The organism is Azoarcus sp. KH32C (assembly GCF_000349945.1).
Lineage (GTDB): Bacteria > Pseudomonadota > Gammaproteobacteria > Burkholderiales > Rhodocyclaceae > Aromatoleum.
Window position 1 is genome coordinate 314,163 of the sequence record NC_020548.1, and the last position, 20,411, is coordinate 334,573.

The 20,411-nt window shown below is 65.9% G+C and carries 18 protein-coding genes; 7 read left to right on the top strand and 11 right to left on the bottom strand.

Going from position 1 to position 20,411, the window contains the following annotated elements; all coding sequences use genetic code 11:
• Positions 1-112: 112 nt before the first annotated feature.
• A complete protein-coding gene (locus tag AZKH_RS24255; protein WP_015451946.1) occupies positions 113-1,081 on the bottom strand; it encodes an AEC family transporter in 969 nt (322 codons plus the stop codon).
• A gap of 61 nt (positions 1,082-1,142) precedes the next feature.
• Complete coding sequence (locus tag AZKH_RS24260; protein WP_015451947.1) at positions 1,143-2,711, bottom strand: class I adenylate-forming enzyme family protein; 1,569 nt, start codon at positions 2,709-2,711, stop codon at positions 1,143-1,145.
• 154 nt (positions 2,712-2,865) lie between these two features.
• On the opposite strand from AZKH_RS24260, the gene AZKH_RS24265 reads away from it, so the two are divergent.
• Both AZKH_RS24265 and AZKH_RS24270 read left to right on the top strand, forming a co-directional pair.
• Positions 2,866-4,587, top strand: coding sequence for a thiamine pyrophosphate-binding protein (locus AZKH_RS24265; RefSeq protein WP_041658080.1), 1,722 nt, complete (start codon positions 2,866-2,868; stop codon positions 4,585-4,587).
• Positions 4,588-4,632: 45 nt separating this feature from the next.
• Entirely contained in the window at positions 4,633-5,316 is a 684-nt protein-coding gene (locus AZKH_RS24270) for a GntR family transcriptional regulator (RefSeq protein ID WP_015451949.1), read from the top strand.
• A gap of 68 nt (positions 5,317-5,384) precedes the next feature.
• On the opposite strand, the gene AZKH_RS24275 is transcribed toward AZKH_RS24270, so the two are convergent.
• The 9 genes from AZKH_RS24275 to AZKH_RS24315 all read right to left on the bottom strand — a co-directional run bounded on the left by AZKH_RS24275 (position 5,385) and on the right by AZKH_RS24315 (position 14,366).
• Entirely contained in the window at positions 5,385-6,062 is a 678-nt protein-coding gene (locus tag AZKH_RS24275; RefSeq protein ID WP_015451950.1) for a histidine phosphatase family protein, read from the bottom strand.
• Positions 6,062-6,433: a DUF6285 domain-containing protein gene (locus AZKH_RS24280; protein WP_015451951.1), complete on the bottom strand. Its 372-nt coding sequence runs from the start codon at positions 6,431-6,433 to the stop codon at positions 6,062-6,064. The genes AZKH_RS24275 and AZKH_RS24280 overlap by 1 nt, the downstream gene beginning before the upstream one ends.
• Entirely contained in the window at positions 6,433-7,449 is a 1,017-nt protein-coding gene (locus tag AZKH_RS24285) for a phosphotransferase family protein (RefSeq protein WP_015451952.1), read from the bottom strand. The genes AZKH_RS24280 and AZKH_RS24285 overlap by 1 nt, the downstream gene beginning before the upstream one ends.
• A 17-nt stretch (positions 7,450-7,466) precedes the next feature.
• Positions 7,467-8,249, bottom strand: a complete 783-nt coding sequence (locus AZKH_RS24290; protein ID WP_015451953.1) for an SDR family NAD(P)-dependent oxidoreductase — start codon at positions 8,247-8,249, stop codon at positions 7,467-7,469.
• Complete coding sequence (locus AZKH_RS24295) at positions 8,249-9,442, bottom strand: acyl-CoA dehydrogenase family protein (RefSeq protein ID WP_015451954.1); 1,194 nt, start codon at positions 9,440-9,442, stop codon at positions 8,249-8,251. The genes AZKH_RS24290 and AZKH_RS24295 overlap by 1 nt, the downstream gene beginning before the upstream one ends.
• 48 nt (positions 9,443-9,490) lie before the next feature.
• On the bottom strand, positions 9,491-11,377 hold the full coding sequence (locus tag AZKH_RS24300; RefSeq protein WP_015451955.1) for a TRAP transporter large permease subunit: 1,887 nt from the start codon (positions 11,375-11,377) through the stop codon (positions 9,491-9,493).
• Positions 11,378-11,394: 17 nt separating this feature from the next.
• Complete coding sequence (locus AZKH_RS24305; protein WP_015451956.1) at positions 11,395-12,423, bottom strand: TRAP transporter substrate-binding protein; 1,029 nt, start codon at positions 12,421-12,423, stop codon at positions 11,395-11,397.
• A 375-nt stretch (positions 12,424-12,798) separates the two neighbouring features.
• The gene (locus tag AZKH_RS24310) at positions 12,799-14,124 is read right to left on the bottom strand and encodes a type II toxin-antitoxin system HipA family toxin (RefSeq protein ID WP_015451957.1); all 1,326 of its coding nucleotides are present in this window, start codon (positions 14,122-14,124) and stop codon (positions 12,799-12,801) included.
• 2 nt (positions 14,125-14,126) lie between these two features.
• On the bottom strand, positions 14,127-14,366 hold the full coding sequence (locus AZKH_RS24315; protein ID WP_041657902.1) for a helix-turn-helix domain-containing protein: 240 nt from the start codon (positions 14,364-14,366) through the stop codon (positions 14,127-14,129).
• A 194-nt stretch (positions 14,367-14,560) separates the two neighbouring features.
• Between AZKH_RS24315 and AZKH_RS24320 the strand changes: the two genes are divergently transcribed.
• The 5 genes from AZKH_RS24320 to AZKH_RS24340 all read left to right on the top strand — a co-directional run bounded on the left by AZKH_RS24320 (position 14,561) and on the right by AZKH_RS24340 (position 20,327).
• Positions 14,561-15,190 carry a LysE family translocator gene (locus AZKH_RS24320; protein ID WP_015451959.1) on the top strand — a complete coding sequence of 210 codons (630 nt, stop codon included), beginning with the start codon at positions 14,561-14,563 and terminating at the stop codon, positions 15,188-15,190.
• Between the two features lie 130 nt (positions 15,191-15,320).
• Positions 15,321-16,343 carry an efflux RND transporter periplasmic adaptor subunit gene (locus AZKH_RS24325; protein ID WP_015451960.1) on the top strand — a complete coding sequence of 341 codons (1,023 nt, stop codon included), beginning with the start codon at positions 15,321-15,323 and terminating at the stop codon, positions 16,341-16,343.
• A complete protein-coding gene (locus AZKH_RS24330) occupies positions 16,343-18,088 on the top strand; it encodes an ATP-binding cassette domain-containing protein (protein ID WP_015451961.1) in 1,746 nt (581 codons plus the stop codon). Before AZKH_RS24325 ends, AZKH_RS24330 begins: the two co-directional genes overlap by 1 nt.
• A complete protein-coding gene (locus AZKH_RS24335; protein WP_015451962.1) occupies positions 18,085-19,218 on the top strand; it encodes an ABC transporter permease in 1,134 nt (377 codons plus the stop codon). The genes AZKH_RS24330 and AZKH_RS24335 overlap by 4 nt, the downstream gene beginning before the upstream one ends.
• Positions 19,218-20,327, top strand: a complete 1,110-nt coding sequence (locus tag AZKH_RS24340; protein ID WP_015451963.1) for an ABC transporter permease — start codon at positions 19,218-19,220, stop codon at positions 20,325-20,327. Before AZKH_RS24335 ends, AZKH_RS24340 begins: the two co-directional genes overlap by 1 nt.
• Positions 20,328-20,411: the final 84 nt, after the last annotated feature.

Genomic DNA, 20,411 nt, shown 5'->3' on the forward strand with positions numbered 1-20,411 from the left:
AATTCTGAATTCAGAGTGCAAGTAGTTTTGTGATTTTTTTGAATTCAGAATTCCCGCATTGCGCGTATGGGCAGGCTCGAACGCGCGCGATGGCCGGAGCCTGCCTCCGGCCCTAGCGGACCAGCACCGCGACGGCCCCCGAGAAGGTCAGGAAGGCGCACGCCGTCGTGACGAGCACGACGCGCGCGACGCGGCCCGTGTCGGCCCCGAAGCGCTCCGTGAGCATCGGGACGTTGCTCGCGCTCGGCAGCGCCGCAACCAGCACGAGCACCGTCAGCGTGAACGGATCCAAGGGGAGGCCCAGCGCGATCGCGAGCGTCCCGACACCGAAGATCAGCGCTGGGTGGACGATCAGCTTGTAGAGCACGACCAGGGGAACGTCCCCGATGCCCCGCCGCTGCGGATGTGGCGCCTTCACCGCCGCCTGGGACCGTGCCAGCACCGCGCCGATCGTGAACAACGCGGTGGGCGAGCCCGCGTCGGCCAGCATCTCGATGACCCGCATGAGGGGCTTGTAGGGGAGGAACCCGGTCGCCGACGACAGCCCGCCGAGCATGATCGCCCATGGCAAAGGATTCACCATCACGCTCTTCAGCGCCTTCACGGCCGCCTGGCGCGCCCCGCCTCCATCGGCAGTACTCAGGCGCGAGAGCGCAATACACAGCGACGACGTGATCACCATGTCCACGGCGAGCGGCACCATCACCGGTCCGGCCGCGCGGGCGCCCAGCAGCGACACGAGCAGCGGCATGCCCATGAAGCCGGAGTTCGGGAAGGCCGCCACCAGCGCACCGAAGGACGCATCGTTCCAGCCGATCGCGCCCTTGCGCGTGCTGATGACGGTCAGGCCGACCATGGCCAGCGCGCAGACCACGTAGACGATGAAGGCATTGAGATCGAGCAGCCTCGCGATCGGCGTGCCCGCACCGAAACGGAAGAGCATGCAAGGCAGCGCGAAGAACAGCACGAAGGTGTTCAACCCCGGAATCGCCTCCAGCGGCAGCAGCCGGCGCCGGGCCGCGAGATAGCCGCACAGCACCAGCGCGAAGAAGGGGAAGGTCACCTGCAGAATCTGTTGCATGCGCAGATCTCTCTCGGGGGGATTTGGCGGCAGCCTCGGCGCGACTGCCGCCCTGCGGTCGTCACGCCGTCAGCGCGCTGGAAGGAACGAGCCGCTGACGCAGCACGCGATGCAGGATCTTCCCGGTCGCGGTGCGTGGCATGTCCAGGTCCGCGATGAACACGATGGAGCGCGGGCACTTGAAACCGGCGAGACGCTCCCGGCACCAGGCCTGCATCTCCTCGGCGTCCGAGCGCTGGCCGTCGTGCAGCACGATCACCGCCTGCACCGTCTCACCCCACTTGTCGTGCGGAATGCCGATGACGGCCACATCCTTGACTTTCGGATGCGCGCCCAGGACGCCTTCGACTTCGGACGGGTAGATGTTCTCGCCGCCGCTGATGATCATGTTGCTCTTGCGGTCGACGAGCCAGATGTAGCCATCGGCGTCGCGGCGCGCCATGTCGCCCACCGAACACCATTCGCCACGGAAGGCCTCGGCAGTCTTTTCCGGATTCTTCCAGTAGCCGTCGAACACGTAGGAGGTGCGCGAGAACAGCTCGCCCACCTCCCCGTCGGGGACCTCGCAGCCGTTCTCGTCGAGCAGCCGGATCGCCCCGCTGCCCGCCCATTCGCGCCCGACCGACCCGAGCTTCACGAGCTGCTCGTCCGGCCGCAGCAGCGTGACCCAGCCCGCTTCGGTCGAACCGTAGAGCTCGTAGAGCTTGCCGTTGCGGAAGTATTCGAGGATTGCGAGCTTGGTGTCCTTGCGCGCGGGCGCCGAGGAGATCATCAGCTTTCCGACGCTGCTCATGTCGTAGCGCTTCTTCACCTCGTCGGGGAGCGCGAGGACCATGATGTAATGGGTCGGGACCAGCGACGTGAACGTGACCTTTTCCTGCGCGAGCGTCGCGACCAGCTTCTCGGGGTCGAAACTGCGCCCGTCGTCGATGATGCAGGTGGCCCCCATGTGGATGAAGGTCGTGCCGAAATACAGCGAATTGGCGTGACACATCGGCATCACCAGCAGTGCCGTGTCCTCGCGCGTGAACCCCATTTCGAGGGCGGTTGCCAACGCGATCAGCGTGCTGCCGGCATGGCTGCGGATTGCGCCTTTGGGGCGCCCCGTGGTTCCCGACGTATAGAGCAGCGCGCACATTTCCTCCGGGTTCACACGCGGGAATTCGGCCGGGGCGGCAGTCTGCGCCACCAACTCCTCGTAGCCGATCCACCCGGCACCGGTCGGGCTTCCGATGACGACCAGGCGCCCTGCGATCCCGTCCAGTTCGTGCCTGATCGAATCGACGGTGGAAACGAACTCGGCGCCCGCGATCAAGGCCCCGGCTTCGCAATTCCCGAGGATGTACGCGATTTCGGGCGCCGTCAGCCGGAAGTTGAGCGGCACGGCGACGAGCCCGGCGCGCGCCAGGGCGACATAGATCTCCATCCACTCGATGCAGTTGTACGCGAGCACGGCCACCCGGTCGCCCTTCTGCAAGCCCAGGCCGAGCATGCCAGCAGCAAGGCGACTGGCCCGCTCGTCCCATTGGGCGTAGGTCAGGGATCGACGCGAGTCCCGCGTCCCGAGCTTCTCGGGCATCAGTCGGGCGTGGGTCGCAACAGCATCGGAAATGGTCAGCAGATGGCTCATGGGGAGTGTCTCCTTGGGGTTTCGTCCGGACTCTGAATTCCGAACTCTGAACAAATTATAGACTTCTGAATTCAGAATGCGGTAAAATTTTTACCGAAACGAAGCAGTTTGCAACACCGCTTTGCGACCAACAGGAGGAGACAACATGAGCACCATGGCAATTTCGGAGCAGTCGGCGGCGGCAGTGATCGCGCGCTTTCTCAAACAGCGCGGCGTCAAGCGCGTCTATAGCCTCTGCGGCGGCCACATCATGCCGATCTGGATGCGGCTCGATGCGGAAGGCATCCGCATCATCGATGTGCGCGACGAACGTGCGGCCGTGTACATGGCCCACGCGGACGCGCAACTCAACGGCGGGTTCGGCGTCGCCATGGTCACGGCGGGCCCCGGTGTCACCAATGCCATGACCGGTATCGCGAATGCCCATGTCGCGCGCGTCCCGGTCCTGGTGCTGTCCGGCCTGCCGCCGCGCCCGCAGGAAAACCGCGGCGCCCTGCAGGACATCGTGCATACCGACCTCGTGCGCTCGATCACCCGCTACGCACGCACCGTCCGCCAACCGGAACTCGTGCTCCAGGAACTCGACGAAGCCGTCTCGCGTGCGATCGGCCAGGGGGGAGAACCGGGCCCCGTCTATCTCGACTTCCCCGTCGATACGCTGCGCGGAGAGGTCCCTCTTGCGATTCAGCTGCCTGAGCATTTCGCGCCCAAGGCGATGCCGACCCAGACCCCAGACCCCGTCGCCGTGCAGGCGGCCGTCGAGCTGCTATGGTCGGCCAAGCGTCCGCTCTTCATCTCCGGGCGAGGCGCGCAGGGCTCGGGTCCGGCGCTTTGCCAGCTCCTCAGCCGCCTCGACGCGGCCTATCTCGACACCGGCGAAAGCCGCGGCCTCGTGCCCGAAGACCACCCGTCCGTGGTCGCGGCGATGCGCGGTTCCGTCATGGGCCAGGCAGATCTGGTCGTGACCGTCGGCCGGCGTCTCGATTTCCAGCTCGCCTACGGCTCGCCTGCCGTCTTCGGAGATGCGCGCTTCCTTCGCATCGCCGACTGCGCGGCGGAGTTGCGCGACAACCGTCGCGGCGCAGTCGAGTTGATGGCGACCCCGGCGCTGGCGATCGAGGCGATCCTGGCAGCGGCGGGCGACCGTACGCCGGCGACTGACGTGGAATGGACTCGTGCATTGCGGGCGAAGCACTGCGAACGGGCGGACAAGCTCGTGAGTTCGATGCGGAATGCCCCCCCGGGCAGCGACGGGCTGATGCATCCGAATCGCCTCATCGCGGCCCTGCGCGATGCGCTGCCTTCGGACGCGGTCGTCGTCGCCGACGGAGGAGATTTCCTGAGCTTTGCACGCGTCGGCCTGCCCGCAACGACCTACCTCGACCCCGGCTCGCTCGGCTGCATCGGTGTGGGAACCCCCTTCGGCGTGGCTGCGAGCCTCGCCTGCCCCGACCGCACGGTGGTCGTCGCGACCGGCGACGGCGCGTTCGGCTTCAACGCGATGGAGCTCGATTCCGCCGTGCGGCACAAAGCACCGGTTCTCGTGGTCGTAGCCAATAATGGCGCGTGGGCGATCGAAGTGCGCGACCAGCAGGAAACGCATGGCAAGGTGTGCGGAACAAGGTTACAGTTCTCCGATCACGCTGCGATGGCGCGCGCATTCGGAATGCACGCCGAACGGGTCGAAAAGGCGGAGGACTTGCCCGGGGCGATCGAACGTGCGCTCGCCAACCGGCCTGCCCTGCTCGATGTCCTCGTGACACCGGATGCGGCCTCGTCCGACGCCAAGTCGGGGCTTGCATGGGTACCCGATCTGCAACCACTCGCGGCGTGGAACGACGCCGAGCGCCGCTGGCGCGACGGCGATGGAGCCTGACCAGCTCTAGCTTGACCTCCCATTCACGCGATAGAGTTATGCTCCATGAAGATCCTAGAAACCCAACCCAAGCTCGTCGAGCAAGTCCACAAGGCGATTCTCGAAGAAATTTCGGGCGGCAAGCTGCGCCCGGGCTCGCGGATCATCCAGGAGCAGATCGCGAAGGAACTGGGCGTGTCGCGCCAACCCGTGCAGCAAGCCCTGGCGCTCTTGCGCAATCAGGGCGTGCTGCGCGACGCGCCTGGCCGTGGCCTGCTGGTAGCGCCGCTCGACATCAAGTACGTCCGCAACATGTACGACATGCGGGCCGTCATTGAAGGTCTCGCATGCCGGCGCGCCGCTGAGCTGAACCCCAAGCAGGCGAAGGCCAAGGGACCGGCCCTGATCCGTGCGGGACGCAAGGCGGTCGCGGCTGGCGCATACAACGACATGATCGCCGCGGACATGGCCTTCCATCACTTCATCTACGCGCTGTCCGAGAACCCCTTCATCGCCCCCGCGATGGAGGCCCATTGGACGAACACGCAGCGCGTCATGGGCGGAGTGCTCGTCAACGAAGAGCAGCCCCGCAACGTCTGGGGCCAGCATGAGGCCATGCTGGATGCAATCGCAGCGGGAGATGGCCAGAAGGCCGAAGAACTCGGTCGGCAACACATCTCGCAGGCTGCCGACTTCATGATCCAGCGCCTCGAAGAAAACGGGTCCGCCGCCGAGGAAGCAACCGGCTGATTCGTCGTTCCGTCAGCCCGGCGAGCATCTCGGGATGCTCGGCCAGCAGCACGCCGGCCTCATCGGGTTCATATTGTGGAAACCAGCTCCCGCGGCAAGTGGCCGGCGCTGTTGAACGTTCGTAGGCCGGTCCGTCCCCTCGAGAACACGACTTCCGTCAGCGAACCATTCTGGATCAGGCGCACGAGCGCGCACCATTGTTCGTCACCGAGTCCGAGGACGTCGCAGACAACGGCAGCGATCACCCCGGAGGAGGTCACCGCAAGGATGCGCTGCCCGGAGGGCGCATCAGGAACCGCGACGACCTCACGCAACCACTGCCGCACACCACCGCGGAAGACCCCAAACGCGGCCCGCCCCGGTATCGCGACCCGATTCCTCGACCAGGCTTCGTAAGCGGCGTCGTAACAGCGCAGTTGTTCGGTCCTCGGCGGGGCCTCAGGCCCGGTCATCGGCCGGCCGAATAGTTCGGCCGCCGCTGCCAGCACTTCCTCCCCTTCCGCAAACTCCTCGAGAAGCGGCGCGAGCACGGGCGAATGTCCGATCCCGGAGGCAGCGATCACCAGCGCGGCCGTATCCGCCTGACGCCGGCGAGGCCCCGTCCAGACGGCGGTCGGCATGTCGCCGCGCTCACCCAGCCACGCGCCGGTGTGCCGCGCCTGCGCACGGCCGGTCTCCGACAGGCTGTCGTAACGGGCTTCGCCGAAAGAGGCCTGCCCGTGTCGCATCAGGACGAGCGTACTCATCAGGATTTCGACGCGAGCGCCTTCGGATTGCTTTCGGCGACCCGTTGCTCGCCCACCTTGCGAAGATGAGCCAGGATCGCAGCCCGCCGAGGAGCACCCGGATCGCCCTCTCCCGCGCGAATCAGTGCGGCCAGGCTCCTGCTCCCGTCGGCGAGCGACAGCTTCCCGTCATCGAGCAATTCGCGCAGCGCTGCAAGCTCTCGAGCCTCCGGGCCGTCGCCGTTGCGCAACTGCCGCTCGGCGATCGACATCGCATTCATCGCCATCAGCAGGGCATGCTTGCGCTCGGCCGGCAATGCGGGCAGCACCTCGTCACGCAACAGCTGGCGCGCACTTGCCAGCAGCATGTCGCCCCTCGGTTGTTCGCGCATCAGTCGTTCTCCGTCATGTTGAGGATTTCCCATTCAAGTTCAGGGACGATATGCCCCGTCAGGGCCAGCAGCAGCGAATTCTCTTCTCCCGAGCAATGGCGCTCGGCCTGCTGTATCGCGATGATGGCCCAGGTCACGTGTGCCATCACTTCCCAGTAGCGGACTGCATCGCGGTCGAGCGCCCAGCCAGACTCCATTTCGTAGCCACGGTACAAATCCTCGCGCTCGCCGATCCCACCCGCCTCGGCCCGAATGTTGCCAAAACGCCAGCATTTCGCGCAAAACCATCCGATGTCCTCGAGCGGATCGCTCCAGCGGGCGAACTCCCAGTCGAGCACGCCGGTCAGGCCCTGCTCGTCGACCATGTAGTTTCCCGTGCGGAAATCGCCGTGGCACAGGGTGACCAGACCGCGCTGCGGCGCGTGCCGTTCGAGCCATCGCAGGCCCCATTCGACCGCGGGGTAAGCCGTGTGGTGCTTGTCGAGGAAGGCTCGGTGCTCGCGCACACGGTGCAGCGCAGGCGCTTCGTCGTACCACGGCAGGAAATCCAGCGACGGATGGGGCGGGCGGACTGAATGCACGCGCGCGAGCTCGCGGCCCAGCCGTTCAGCCAGCTGCACCCGATCGCCGCCGTAGCGGCTGTCCTTGACGAGGAGATGTCCCGCCGCAGTCCCCCCGATGCGACGCATCAGGAAGAACGGGCGCCCGATCACCGCCGGATCCTCGCATAGCCACAGCGGCTCCGGCACGGTGACCCCCGCCTCGAACACCGTCTTCAGCAGCGCGAATTCCTGCGCCCGCCCATGACTGATCGCGACGCCGGCGGTCGGCGAATCGCAGCGCAGGACGCAAGCCAGCCGCCCCGCCCAAGGCCCGCCTTCGAGCTGCAAATCGACCCACCAGTTTTCCTGCACCGCGCCACCGGAAAGCAGCTTCGCCTCGACAATCGAGACCGACGATGCCTGGGCGGCCGACCTCACGAATCGTTCGACCGCCTTGCGTGAAGTTTCTTCCATGTCTTCTATCCTGCCACTCAAAGTCCGCTGACCAGATGGGCGCGATCGACTGCCACGCACGCGCCGGACATTGCTCCGCCCGCATCCGAAGCGAGCAGCAGCAACGGCCCGTCGAGATCGGCCAGCTCGCAAAAGCGGCGGCTGGGAATGCGAAGCCGCAGCTTGTCGCCCGCCTCGCTGGTCAGGAAATCGCGATTGAGGTCCGTGATGACGTAACCGGGCATCAGCGCGTTGACGCGGATGCCGTGACGCGCCAACTCGAGCGCCATCGCCTTCGTCGCCTGCAGCACGCCCGCCTTCGAGATCGTGTAGGGCGCGACGCCCCCGCCGACCCGTTCGCCGAGGATCGAAGCGATGTTCACGATGCTGCCCGGCTTGGCGGCAGCCACCATGCGCCGCGCGGCTTCGGTCGCGACCAGCCAGCAGCCCTTCAGGTTGGGATCGATCACGTTGTCCCAGTCGGCCTCGGTTTGCTGCAGCAAAGGCTTCGTGATGGTCTGCCCGGCGTTGTTGATGACGACGTCGGGCACGCCGGCGAGCGCTGCCGCCTCATCGAAGGCCGCGGCAACGGTCGCGGCATCGGTGACGTCGATCGCCACCGCATGGGCCCGCCCGCCTGCCGCCTCGATCTCGGCGACGACGTCCCGCAGCTTGTCCGTGCGACGCGCGGTCACGACGACTTCCGCCCCGGCCCGGGCGAGCAGCGCGGCGAAGTGCTTCCCCAAACCGCTCGAGGCGCCGGTGACCAGGGCGACCTTGCCATCGAGCGCGAACAATTTCCCGAGATATCCCGTGTCCATCACTGACGCTCTCCGGTCGGCGGCACCGCATCGGAACGCCCGGCTACGATCTTCTTGCCGAGGCTGAAGCGATGCACCTCACTCGGGCCGTCATACACGCGGAAGGCCCGCATGTCGGCGAAGATGCGCGGAACGATGGTTTCATGGGTGACGCCCTGGCCGCCCAGGATCTGCACGCTGCGATCGACGACGCGCCATTCGGCTTCCGAGCACACGACCTTCGCCCGGCTCGATTCGAAGTTGCAGCGCTGCCCCTGGTCGAGCAGCCAGGCCGTATGCCAGATGTGAAGGCGGGCCGTCTGGAGGTCCATCTCGTTGTCCGCGAGCATGAAGCTCACCCCCTCATGCTCGCCCAGGATGCGGCCGAAGGCGTTGCGGTTGCGGGCATGTTCGAGCGCGACGTCGTGCGCCCGCCGGGCCTGGCCGAGCCAGCGCATGCAGTGCGTGAGGCGTGCCGGCGCGAGGCGCACCTGCGCATAGCGGAAACCCTTGCCGAGCTCGCCCAGCACGTCGGACGCGGGCACGCGCAGGTTGTTGAAGGTCAGCACGCCGTGGCCGCCGGTGAAGCACGTGTCGAGCGCATCCATCGTGCGCACCAGTTCGATGCCGGGCCGATCCATGTCGGACAGGAACATCGTCGCCGAACCGTCCTCCATCTTCGCCATGATGATCGCGAACGCTGCCCCTTCCGCACCGGTGATGAACCACTTGGTGCCGTTGATCACATAGTCGTCGCCATCGCGCACCGCAGTCGTCGCCAGCATCGACGGGTCGGCGCCCGCACCCGGCGGGGGCTCGGTCATCGCGAAGCAGGAGCGCGTGCGCCCCTGCACCAGCGGACGCAGCCAGCGCTCCTTCTGCGCCTCCGAGGCGACGACCTCCATCAGGTGGATGTTGCCTTCGTCCGGGGCGTGGATATTAAGCGCCGTGGGGCCGAGCGTCGAATAGCCCGCCTCCTCGAACACGACCGCCTTTTCGACGTGCGACAGCCCCAGGCCACCCATCTCGCGCGAGGCGTGAGGCGTCAGCAGTCCCGCCGCGCGGGCCTTGGCCACCAACTCGTTGCGCAGCGCCTCGCTCGGACCATGCGCCGTCTGGCGGGGGTCCTTCTCCAGCGGAATCACCTCTTCGGCGATGAATTGGCGCACTTTCCGCTGCAACGCCTGCAGCGCCGGGCTAAGGGAGAAATCCATGAATGCTCCTTTCCTGTTGTTCGATTTGTCTTCGCCTTTCATGCGGCCTTACAGCAGGCCCGTCGCCAGCCACGGCACGGCCGCGACGATGATCAGCCCCACAAGCAGCGCAAGGACGTAGCCGAGGATCGGCCTGACCCCCTCCTCCGGCCTGACCTTGCCGATGGCGCACGCCGCGTAGTAGCCGACGCCGAAGGGCGGTGCGAAGAGCCCGACCCCCATCGCAAGCACGACAACCATCGCGTAATGCACTTCATGCACCCCCATCGACCGTGCGATCGGGAACAGCAGGGGGCCGAACAGCACGATCGCCGGGATGCCCTCGAGCACACTCCCGAGGATGATGAAGGCAACGATGGACACCGCGAGGAACATCGGCGCGCCGCCCGGCAGCGATGCCATCGTGCTGGCGAGGCTGTTGGAAAAGCCGGACTGCGTGAGCGACCAGGCCATTCCTGTCGCCGTACCGATGATCAGCAGAATCGCCCCCGACAACGCCGCCGTTTCCACGAGCATCGGGAACAGCCGGCGCCATTGGGCGCCGCGGTACAGCAGCAGGCCGGCGATGAACGCGTACGCGATGCCCAGCGTGGAGACTTCGGTCGCAGTCGCGATCCCCTCCACCACCGCTGCACGGATGACGAAGGGCAGGGCCATCGCCGGCAGCGCGAGAAGGAAGGCGCGGCGAATCTCGGTGCCGCTGGCCTTGCGCACCTTCGACAGATCTTCCTTGCGGTAGCGCAGCCAAACGACCGAGCACAGGGTCACCCCGAGCACGAAACCCGGCAGGAGGCCGCCCGTGAAGAGCGCCGAGATCGACACCCCGGTCACCGACCCGATCGTGATCAGCACCAGGCTGGGCGGAATCGTTTCCGTCTGCGCGCCCGTTGCCGACAGCAGCGCCACCAGGTCCCCCGGCTTGGCGCCCCGCTCCTTCATCTCGGGGAACAGCACCGGCGCCACCGCCGCCATGTCCGCCACCTTCGAGCCGGAGATGCCCGACACCAGGTACATCGCGCCCAGCAGCACATACGACAGGCCGCCGCGCACATGTCCGAGCAGGCTCGCGAGGAAGGCCACCATCGCTCGCGCCATGCCCGTCATCTCGATCAGCAGACCGAGAAAGACGAACAGGGGCACCGACAGCAGGATCAGGTGCGACATCCCCTCGTCCATGCGGCTGACCAGCACCATGAGCGGCATATGGGTCGTCAGCGAGAGGAAGCCGAAGGTTGCGAGGCCGAACGCGACGGCGATGGGAACGCCGATCAGCACCGTCGCCGCCGTCACCCCGACGAAGAAGATCAGCAAGTTGACGTTGCCGAGATCTCCCAGCACCGGTCCGAGCGCATAAAAAGTGCCGCAGATCGCCGCGACGGTCCCCAGTGCGAATGCGACAAGGCGCCAATCCCCGACGCGCAGCAAGCGGATGATGCCCATGATGACCATGAGCGCGAGACCGACGGGAAGCGCCGAGGCGCGCCACGCGTTCGACAGCTCCAGCGCCGGAGTCGTGACATACGCCTCCTCTGCCGCATACTCGTAGGCCGGACCGAGGATAAACACCAGGAAGGCCAAGGCGGCCGCCACCGCAACGGTATCGAGGAAGGCCTGCGCGCGGGGACCGACCTTTGCCACCAGGGCCGTCATGCGCATGTGTTCGCCACGGCGGAAGGCCACGACCGCCCCCAGACTGGCGAGCCACAGGAACAGAATCGACGCGGCTTCGTCAGTCCATACCAACGGCGTATGGAGGATGTAGCGCGAGACGACTCCGGCAAAAAGGATGCAGATCTCGGCCACGATGAGCGTCGCGGCCACCACCTCGACTGCCGACGCAAAGAGGCTGTCTGCCATGCGGGCAAAGTGCACGCGGCTTTTTTTTGCACCGGCGTGGCCAATACCGGCCGCGAACGAATGGGCGATCGTGTTCATGACAACCTCGCGGCCTCTCAGGCGATATCGCCGACGTACTGCTGCAGCAGCGCCCAGGCTTCAGGACCGAACTTCTCGCGCCATTGGGCATAGAAGCCGTTCTTGCTCAGGATCTTGCGGAAGGCCGAGCCATCCACCTGATTGAAAACGAGCCCTTTCGATTCCAGCATCTTCTGGACGTCGATGTTCGCCCGCGCGATGTCCTCGCGCTGCTTGCGCGCAGCGGCATTGATGTGCTTCTTCATCACCTGCTGCACGTCTGCCGGCAGGGACTTCCAGACGCGTCCGTTGGCGATGAACCAGAATCCGTCCCATGCATGGTTCGTGAGCGAGCAGTACTTCTGGACTTCGAAGAACTTCGCGGATTCGATCAGGGCGAGCGGGTTTTCCTGGCCATCGGCGACCTTGGTCTGCAGCGCCTGGTAGGCCTCGCTCAGGGGCAGGCTGACCGGGGCGGCGTCGAGCGCCTTGAACATCGACACCCACAAGGGCACGACCGGAACGCGGATCTTGAAGTTGTGGAGGTCTTCAGGGGTACGGATGGGCCGCGTGCTGCTCGTGATCTGCCGGAAGCCGTTATCCCAGACCGTATCGAAGGGCACGAGATTGACCTTTTCGATTGCGCTGCGGATGTGGTTGCCCACGGCGCCATCCATCGCAGTCCAGACCTCCTTGTAGTTCGAGAAGGCAAAACCCACCCCGGTGATCGACGTCGCGGGAATCAGCGTCGACATCACGGTGCCCGGGAAAGTCGCCAGCTCGAGCGCACCGGCGCGGATCTGCGACAACATGTCCGAGTCGCTGCCGAGCTGGTTGTTCGGGAACAGCTGGATCGCGACGCGACCATTGGTCTCCGCCGCAATCGCGTCAATCGCCTCTTTCAGGCGAACGTTGACCGAATGGGTCATCGGAAGATCGGTCCCGAGCTTCAGCTTGAACTCTGCGGGCTTGCCACCCGTTGCCTGTGCAAAGGCCGTCCTGCTCACGGCGGCCGTCCCCGCCATGGCAGCAAGCGCCAGGAACTGTCTGCGTGTGAAGTGCCCCATCTCGTCTCCTCCTAATAATGTCGGCGCCCTGACTGTCTCGTCGCGGCGCTGATTCGATTCACGCCACGGCCGCCCTTCGGCGGCCTGCAGCTAGAATTTTTTGAATTCAGAATTCGTTACCGCAAACTTAGTGTATTCGGAATTCAAACAATGTCAACAGGCAGACGCGAGGGGCGCACGGCGTCGATGAGAGGAACAATGAAAGTCGGAAAACACCTGCGGACTTCCGCGGGCCGGGGACCGCTCACGCTCGGGGATTGGCGGCGAGGCCGGGGGGGTACTCCACCGGATCGATGAGAACGCACCGCCCCGTCGAAGACCCGAATTCGCTCGGATCGGAGATTCAGCCCGTTCGATGAGCGGGCCTTTTCGCCATCAGAGGCGTTCGGCCGACCTTCGTATTCCTGTCGTCACGCTCTGGAACAGGTCCGGTGGAAAATCGGGCGGCAGCTTGGCCGCAACCTCCTCCACGACCGCCGGTACCCGGCTCACGACATCCTCGATGATGGCTTCCATGTCCGCCCCGGCGCCGCACTTGCGAGCCGTGTCGTTGAAATGGCGGCGCTGGATGTCGCGCAGGCGGCAGTGGGCATTCCTGCCCCGCAAGGCCATCGCAAGGCGCAGCTTCTCGTAGTCGAGATGATTCGGACCCGGGCCGGTCACGGGCCACGCGGACAACACGTCGTAAAGGGGCGTCAGCCGATATCGTCCCTGGGCCAGCAGGAAGATCGAAAAATTCTTCGCGTGTCCATCAGTGGCTGCGAGCATCCAGAAGATGAGCTGGGACTTCAGCAGATTCTCCAGGTCCTCCTGGCGCGTCTCCGAACCGTGCAGAATGCGTGCGATATCGACGAGCCCGGGACCGCCTTCCGACTCGTATTTCGCATGCGACGACGTGCCGGTGGCCTGGCAGAAATCCTCCTGCGGCAGACGCAACCAGTAGTCCCCTGAAGCCGCACGCCGGCGGTCGAAGCGCTCGACGACAAGCGCCTTTTGAGCACCGAAGCGATGGATCCCGCACGCTGCGACCGGCAAGCCGAAGCCACGCAAGAGCTGAGCGCACAGCCATTCGTTCTCGACCGACGTACGCATGTCCGCCTGGCGGTTGCCGACCAAACCAAGCGGCAGCTTGAAGATATGCGTCGTTGGGGTGGAACCGAGCGGGCGGCACCATTGCCCGGCGTGCCATGTCAGCGCGGTCTTTTCCTGCGCCCCCGCGATGGAGATCCGGAAATCCCCGTCGTCGGGGACGGGGCTGCCGAAAGGCAAGGCCGAACTCACGGCCCCGGTCAGCATCCGCTCCACCCCAGCCTCGTCCAGAGGCTCGACTTCGATCCGAAAGATGTCTTCGGGCGTCTTGTGTGACGGCAGGAGTTGAACGGCCCCGACGCAATCGCGTCCGATGGCCTCGAGCAGATCGAATGCCCCCTGGCTCTGCGTCCGGAAGCGCGACTGCAAGCGCGCTCGAATTCGATCGCTATCGGGAAGCAGGTTGTCGAAGAAGTGGGTAACAAGTTCCCCGCGCAAGGGCTGGCCGGGCGTCATCGGCAAGGACAGCGACAAAGGGCGGCCCTCGGGAGCGTCCATCCATTCCGCGTCATACCGAAATTCTGCAGGGCCGCGCGCAGGGATGCGCCATTCGCCGACGAGTCGACCGTTGGTCCACACGTTGAGGGCGCGGGAGTGCGACGGGCGGCCCACGCTTACCACTCGCCCGTGTCGGAGGCCGGCGTCTTCTCCTGGAGCACGAGCTCCAGCCCGAGCAGCCCCGCCAGGGAGATCAAGCGGTCGAGGGTGAGACGCTCGGGATGAGCTTCGATTTCGGAGAGCCGGTTCTGGCTGATCCCGAGACCGACCGCCACCTGGGACTGGGAAAGTCCCAAGGCCTTGCGGCGGGCCACGAGAAGCTGACCGGCTTGTCGGGAGATGGAAAGTCGGGGCATGAGCGCATTATCGCTAAATCCGATAAATGCAGTATATCGGCTAATTCGATATTTGCAAGATATCGAATTAGCCGATATTTGGTCAGCCCGAACCCGGGCGAAACGCGATCGGTCAGTGTCATCCCAAGAGCGATCCGCAGGCGGCGTGGGATAATGAATGCGCAACGCACCACGCCGCACTTTCCGGAGCCGAGATGCTTGAGCACTTCCAGTGGATCCCCTTCCTGCTTGCGATCACCCTGCTGACCATGACGCCGGGTGTGGACACCTTCATGGTGATCCGCAACGCGGCCCGGGGAGGCTGGCGCGACGGCTTCCTGACAAGCTTCGGCATCTGCTGCGGCCTCTTCGTCCACGCCACGATCTCCGCCGCCGGCTTGTCGGTGATCCTTCTCGGTTCGGCCCAGGCCTTCATGGCCCTGAAGCTCGCCGGCGCGCTCTACCTCGCCTGGCTGGGTTTTCAGAGCCTGAAGTCGGCCTGGCAGGCCAAGGGCATGCGCATTCCGGAAGTGAAGGCCAAGGAGGTCAGCCCGTGGGTGTCCTTGCGCGAAGGCTTCCTGTCGAACGTGCTCAACCCCAAGCCGATCGTCTTCTACATGGCCTTCCTGCCCCAGTTCATTGATCCGGCCCAATCCCCGCTCGGGCAATCCCTGTTCATGGCCGGACTGCACTTCGCGATTGCGAACGTCTGGCAAGGCCTGCTGGTCGTGCTCGTGAGCCGGGCGCGCCTGTGGCTGGCGCAGCCCCGCGTGGCCCGCACTCTCGACGGCATTGCGGGCGTGATGTTGCTGGGCTTCGGGGCGAAGCTCGCGTCCAGCCAGTAGTCTCTTCGCGCTCCGCTCGCTCCGGCAGCATCGGTCGACTTTGCGACCAGATGCTCGTGGCGTACCATCGGCATGAGCTGTACGTCATGTTCGCCGCTGGCTCAGCGATCAGCGGGAAGAAGAATCGAGAATGAACAAGAAGCTGCTTGCGATACCGCTCGTCCTTGTCGCGCTCGGTGGCGCCATCTGGATGGCGCGGCGGGACCATCCCGAGAACGAAAGCACCTTGGTACTCCAAGGGAATGTCGATATCCGGGAGGTCAATCTCGCCTTCAACGCCAGCGGGCGCATCGAAGAGGTGCTTGTTCATGAAGGCGACCGGGTGCAGAAGGGGCAATTGCTCGCGAAGCTCGACACCAGCCGCACCGGACTCGCCCTCGACCAGGCGAAGGCCCTCGCGGAGGCGCAACGCAGCCAGGTCGCCAAACTCAGGACCGGTTCGCGCCCGGAAGAAATCAGGCGCGCGGCCGCCGAGCGCGACGCCGCCCAGGCCGCGGCGCGCGACGCGCACCAGTTCCATGAGCGCCAGCTCGATCTGGTCGCCAGGCACTTCGTTTCCCAGCAGCAGGCCGACAGCGCGAAGAACGCCCTGGATGGCGCGCTGCAGCGGCTAAAAGCGGCCGAGGAAGCCTACCGGCTCGCGGTCCTCGGGCCGCGCAAGGAGGACCTCGCTACCGCAGAGGCGACGCTGACGGCACAGAATTCCGCGATTGCGGGCCTGATGCACGACATCGCCGAAGGCGAGCTGTTCGCTTCCGACGACGGCGTGATCGAAAACCGCGTTCTGCAGCCGGGGGACATGGCCTCGCCGCAAAAGACCGTGCTCACGGTCGCGTTGACGGACCCGGTCTGGGCCCGCGTCTATCTCCCCGAAAAGGCCCTGGGCCGCGTGCCCGCGAGCGCCCGAGCCACGATCACCACCGACAGCCACCCCGACCGCAAGTACGCGGGCTGGGTCGGCTTCGTCTCGCCGACGGCGGAATTCACGCCGAAGAACGTCGAGACGCCGGAACTACGCACGAGCCTCGTCTATCAGGCGCGCGTCTTCGTGTGCGACGGCAAGGAGGAGCTGCGTCAGGGCATGCCGGTGACGGTCACCATCGCCTACGACCAGCCGCCCCCCGAGGGGAGACCCTGCGCGAAGGGCCAGTGATGCCCGACGACGCCGTCCTTGCCGCTGCGGACCTGCATAAGTCCTTCCGGGCCGGCGGCCGCGTCGTGACGGCCCTCGACGGCGTCAGCCTGCGCGTCCGTGCCGGTTCGGTCACCGGCCTGATCGGCCCCGACGGCGCCGGCAAGACCACCTTCATGCGGCTCGCGGCCGGCCTGCTCGTCCCCGACGCCGGGCATGTCACCGCGCTCGGGCTCGACTCGACGCGGGACGCGCTGAGGGTTCAGGCCGCACTCGGCTACATGCCTCAACGCTTCGGCCTCTACGAGGATCTGACGGTCCAGGAGAACCTCGATCTCTACGCCGACCTGCAAGGCATCCCGCCGCCGGCGCGCGCCGAACGCTACGCGGAACTGATGCATATGACCGGCCTCGCGAGATTCACCCAGCGCCTCGCCGGCCAGCTCTCGGGCGGCATGAAACAGAAGCTCGGCCTCGCCTGCACGCTCGTGCGCGCGCCCCGTCTGCTGCTTCTCGATGAGCCGACCGTGGGCGTCGACCCGGTGTCGCGCCGCGAGCTATGGGCCATCCTCGACCGGCTCGTGCAGAACGAAGGCATGAGCGTGCTGCTCTCCACGGCCTACCTCGACGAAGCCGAGCGCTGCGCGGAGGTGATCCTCCTCCACGACGGGAAGGTGCTCGAACAAGGCCCGCCCGCCTCGATGAGTGCGCGCATGAAGGGGCGCACCTGGGCGGTGTCGCGACCGGGCACACACCACCGCGACCTGCAGGCCGAACTGGACGGGCAAGCGGGCATCGTCGACGCGCTCGTCCAGGGGGAGCACGTGCGGGTCGTGACGACCGGCACTGCGCTGCCGCAGGCGATCGCGGAAGATCCGGCCATCGACGCGCGCCCGGTGCCGCCGCGCTTCGAGGACAGTTTCATCGATCTGCTGCGCGGCGGCCAGGACCGGCGTGTCCATTCGCCGCGGATGAACGGCACGATGCAGGAAGGAAGCGCCGACGGCGACGAACCCGTCATCCGCGTGACGGGGGCGAAGCGCCGCTTTGGCAATTTCTGGGCGGTGGACGGGGTCGATTTCGAGATCCGCCGTGGCGAGATCTTCGGCCTGCTGGGCGCCAACGGCGCCGGCAAGACCACCACCTTCCGCATGCTCTGCGGCCTGCTGCCGGCGAGCGCCGGGCATCTGGAGGTGGCCGGGCTCGACCTTCGCCGCGCGGCTTCCGCGGCACGCGCGCGCATCGGCTACATGTCGCAGAAGTTCTCGCTTTACGCGAACCTCAGCGTCGCCCAGAACCTCGACTTCTTCGCCAGCGCCTACGGCCTCGTCGGCACCGCCCGCCAGGAGCGCATCGCCTGGGCGCTCGAAGAGTTCGCGCTCGCGACGACGGCCGACCAGATCAGCGGCGACTTGTCGCTCGGCTACAAGCAGCGTCTTGCGATGGCCTGCGCCCTGATGCACCGGCCCGAGATCCTCTTTCTCGACGAGCCGACCTCCGGCGTCGATCCGCTCGCCCGGCGTGAGTTCTGGCAACGCATCAATGCGCTGGCCCGTGAAGGGGTGACGGTGCTCGTGACCACCCATTTCATGGAGGAAGCGGAATACTGCGATCGGCTCGCGATCATGGCCGCCGGCCGCATCCTCGCGACCGACGAGCCGGCAGCGATCAAGGCCCACGCAAGAAGCCCGCAGCACCCCGAGCCCAGTCTCGAGGATGCCTTCATCGAGCTGATCGAGGCCTCGTCGACCGAGGAGGCAGCATGAGCGAAAACCGGGGCGGAGCCGCGATGCGCGTTAGAGGCCTGGTCCGCAAGGAGTTCCTGCAGATCATGCGGGATCCGAGCAGCATCGCGATCGCCTTCCTGATGCCGATCTTCCTGCTGATGCTCTTCGGCTTCGGCGTATCCCTGGACGCGGACCACGTGCCGATCGCGGTGGTGGCGGAAGCCCCTTCCAAGGACAGTGCCAACTTCCTCGCCACGCTGCAGGGCTCTCACTATTTTGCAGTCCGGGTCGCGGACTCGATGCCCGTGGCCGAGCAGGCGTTGCGAGCCGGCGAGGTCAGGGCCATCGTCCGCCTGCGGGCGGACTTCTCGCGCCGGATGCGCCAGACCGACGGGGCGCCGATCCAGCTCGTCATCGACGGGGTCGATGCGAACACCGCCCGCCTCGTGGAGGGATACGTGAAGGGGGCATGGGGAACCTGGCTGGGAAGCCTCGCGGCCGCACGCGGCGAAGAGTTGGAGATGCCCGTCGATCTGCGACCGCGGATCTGGTTCAACAGCGAGCTCCGGAGTCGCAATTACCTCGTGCCCGGCCTCGTGGCCATCATCATGACGCTGATCGGCGCCCTGCTCACGGCTCTCGTCATGGCCCGCGAATGGGAGCGAGGAACGATGGAAGGACTCATGGTGACGCCGGTCAGCATGAGTGAGGTGCTCGTGGGCAAGCTCGTGGCCTACTTCATCCTCGGCACCGGGGGGATGCTGCTCACCGTGGGGCTTGCCGTGTGGGTCTTCGAGGTGCCCTTGCGGGGATCGTTCTGGGTCCTGTGGCTCTGTTCGAGCCTTTTCCTGCTCGCTGCGCTCGGCATGGGGCTGACGATCTCGACGCTGGCCCGCAACCAGTTCGTCGCCGGACAGATCGCCATCATCGCCACCTTCCTCCCGGCCTTCCTGCTCTCGGGCTTTATTTTCGACATCGGCAGCATGCCCCCGGTGGTGCAGGCAATCACGCACCTCATCGTCGCCCGTTATTTCGTATCGATCGTGCAGACCCTCTTCCTCGCCGGCAACGTGTGGTCGGTGATCGTTCCCAACGCGCTCGCGCTCGTCGCGATGGCGGCGATCTTCCTGACCGTCACCTGGCGCAATTCCCGCAAGCGGCTGGATTGATGCTGCAACGCATTCTCGCCCTCATCCACAAGGAGTTCCTCGCGCTGCTCAAGGACCCGAAGAGCCGCACAGTGCTCATCGTGCCGCCCCTGATCCAGTTGCTGGTGTTCGGCTACGCCGCGAGCTTCGACCTGAAGCAGATTCATTACGCCGTCTACAACGAGGACCGCGGCATCGCCTCGCGCGAGCTGCTGGCGCGCTTCACCGGCGCCCCCAGCTTCCGCCAGGTCGCCGAGATCCGGTCCGAAGCCGAAATCGCGCCCCTCGTCGACGCACGCGAAGTGCTCGTGACGATCCACGTGGGGCCGCGCTTCGGCGCAGACCTGGAGGCGGGGCGCCCTGCCCCCTTGCAGGTCATCATCGACGGCCGCAACTCGAACACCGCGATGATCGCGCTCAATTACGTGCGCACCGTCGTCGACCGCTTCAACGACGACTGGATCGCCGCGAGAGGCCTGCGCGGGCCGCCGGCACGCATCGAGGTCCGCGACTGGTTCAATCCGAACCTGGAGAGTCGCTGGTTCTTCATCCCCGGCATCATCGGCATGCTGACCTTGATGGTCACGATGCTGGTGACGGCGCTCACCGTGGCCCGGGAACGCGAACAAGGCACCTTCGACCAGCTGCTCGTCACCCCGCTGCGGCCCGCCGAAATCCTCATCGGCAAGACGGTGCCCGGTCTCGTCATCGGCATCATCCAGGCCACGGTGATCCTGCTGATCGCGACCCAGTGGTTCGAGGTGCCTTTCATGGGCCGCCTGCCGGTGTTCTACGGCGGGCTGCTCCTGTTCCTGCTCTCCGGCGTCGGCACCGGCCTGCTGATTTCGGCCCTCTCCGCCACCCAGCAGCAGGGCCTGCTGGGCGCCTTCCTGTTCATGGTCCCCGCCGTCATCCTGTCCGGCTTCGCGACGCCCATCGCCAACATGCCGCGGCTCGTGCAGCTCTTCACCTACCTCGATCCGCTGCGCTACTTCCTGATCATCCTGCGCAAGGTGTTCCTCGAAGGAGCGGGGATCGACATCCTGTTCGACCAGTTCTGGCCCATGGCGCTGATCGGTGCGGGCACGATGCTCCTGGCGGGCTGGCTGTTCCGGCATCGCATGTACTAGCCGCCTGCTCCGGTTCACGCCGATCGGTCGAACTGCCGCTCGCCGACGACGTCGACACTTCCATCAACGCAATCGGGAAGCACT

Bases quoted from the DNA above. Each gene is read 5' to 3' on its own strand.
- AZKH_RS24255 (WP_015451946.1), bottom strand. From the start codon at position 1,081: ATGCAACAGATTCTGCAGGTGACCTTCCCCTTCTTCGCGCTGGTGCTG.
- AZKH_RS24260 (WP_015451947.1), bottom strand. From the start codon at position 2,711: ATGAGCCATCTGCTGACCATTTCCGATGCTGTTGCGACCCACGCCCGA.
- AZKH_RS24265 (WP_041658080.1), top strand. From the start codon at position 2,866: ATGGCAATTTCGGAGCAGTCGGCGGCGGCAGTGATCGCGCGCTTTCTC.
- AZKH_RS24270 (WP_015451949.1), top strand. From the start codon at position 4,633: ATGAAGATCCTAGAAACCCAACCCAAGCTCGTCGAGCAAGTCCACAAG.
- AZKH_RS24275 (WP_015451950.1), bottom strand. From the start codon at position 6,062: ATGAGTACGCTCGTCCTGATGCGACACGGGCAGGCCTCTTTCGGCGAA.
- AZKH_RS24280 (WP_015451951.1), bottom strand. From the start codon at position 6,433: ATGCGCGAACAACCGAGGGGCGACATGCTGCTGGCAAGTGCGCGCCAG.
- AZKH_RS24285 (WP_015451952.1), bottom strand. From the start codon at position 7,449: ATGGAAGAAACTTCACGCAAGGCGGTCGAACGATTCGTGAGGTCGGCC.
- AZKH_RS24290 (WP_015451953.1), bottom strand. From the start codon at position 8,249: ATGGACACGGGATATCTCGGGAAATTGTTCGCGCTCGATGGCAAGGTC.
- AZKH_RS24295 (WP_015451954.1), bottom strand. From the start codon at position 9,442: ATGGATTTCTCCCTTAGCCCGGCGCTGCAGGCGTTGCAGCGGAAAGTG.
- AZKH_RS24300 (WP_015451955.1), bottom strand. From the start codon at position 11,377: ATGAACACGATCGCCCATTCGTTCGCGGCCGGTATTGGCCACGCCGGT.
- AZKH_RS24305 (WP_015451956.1), bottom strand. From the start codon at position 12,423: ATGGGGCACTTCACACGCAGACAGTTCCTGGCGCTTGCTGCCATGGCG.
- AZKH_RS24315 (WP_041657902.1), bottom strand. From the start codon at position 14,366: ATGCCCCGACTTTCCATCTCCCGACAAGCCGGTCAGCTTCTCGTGGCC.
- AZKH_RS24320 (WP_015451959.1), top strand. From the start codon at position 14,561: ATGCTTGAGCACTTCCAGTGGATCCCCTTCCTGCTTGCGATCACCCTG.
- AZKH_RS24325 (WP_015451960.1), top strand. From the start codon at position 15,321: ATGAACAAGAAGCTGCTTGCGATACCGCTCGTCCTTGTCGCGCTCGGT.
- AZKH_RS24330 (WP_015451961.1), top strand. From the start codon at position 16,343: ATGCCCGACGACGCCGTCCTTGCCGCTGCGGACCTGCATAAGTCCTTC.
- AZKH_RS24335 (WP_015451962.1), top strand. From the start codon at position 18,085: ATGAGCGAAAACCGGGGCGGAGCCGCGATGCGCGTTAGAGGCCTGGTC.
- AZKH_RS24340 (WP_015451963.1), top strand. From the start codon at position 19,218: ATGCTGCAACGCATTCTCGCCCTCATCCACAAGGAGTTCCTCGCGCTG.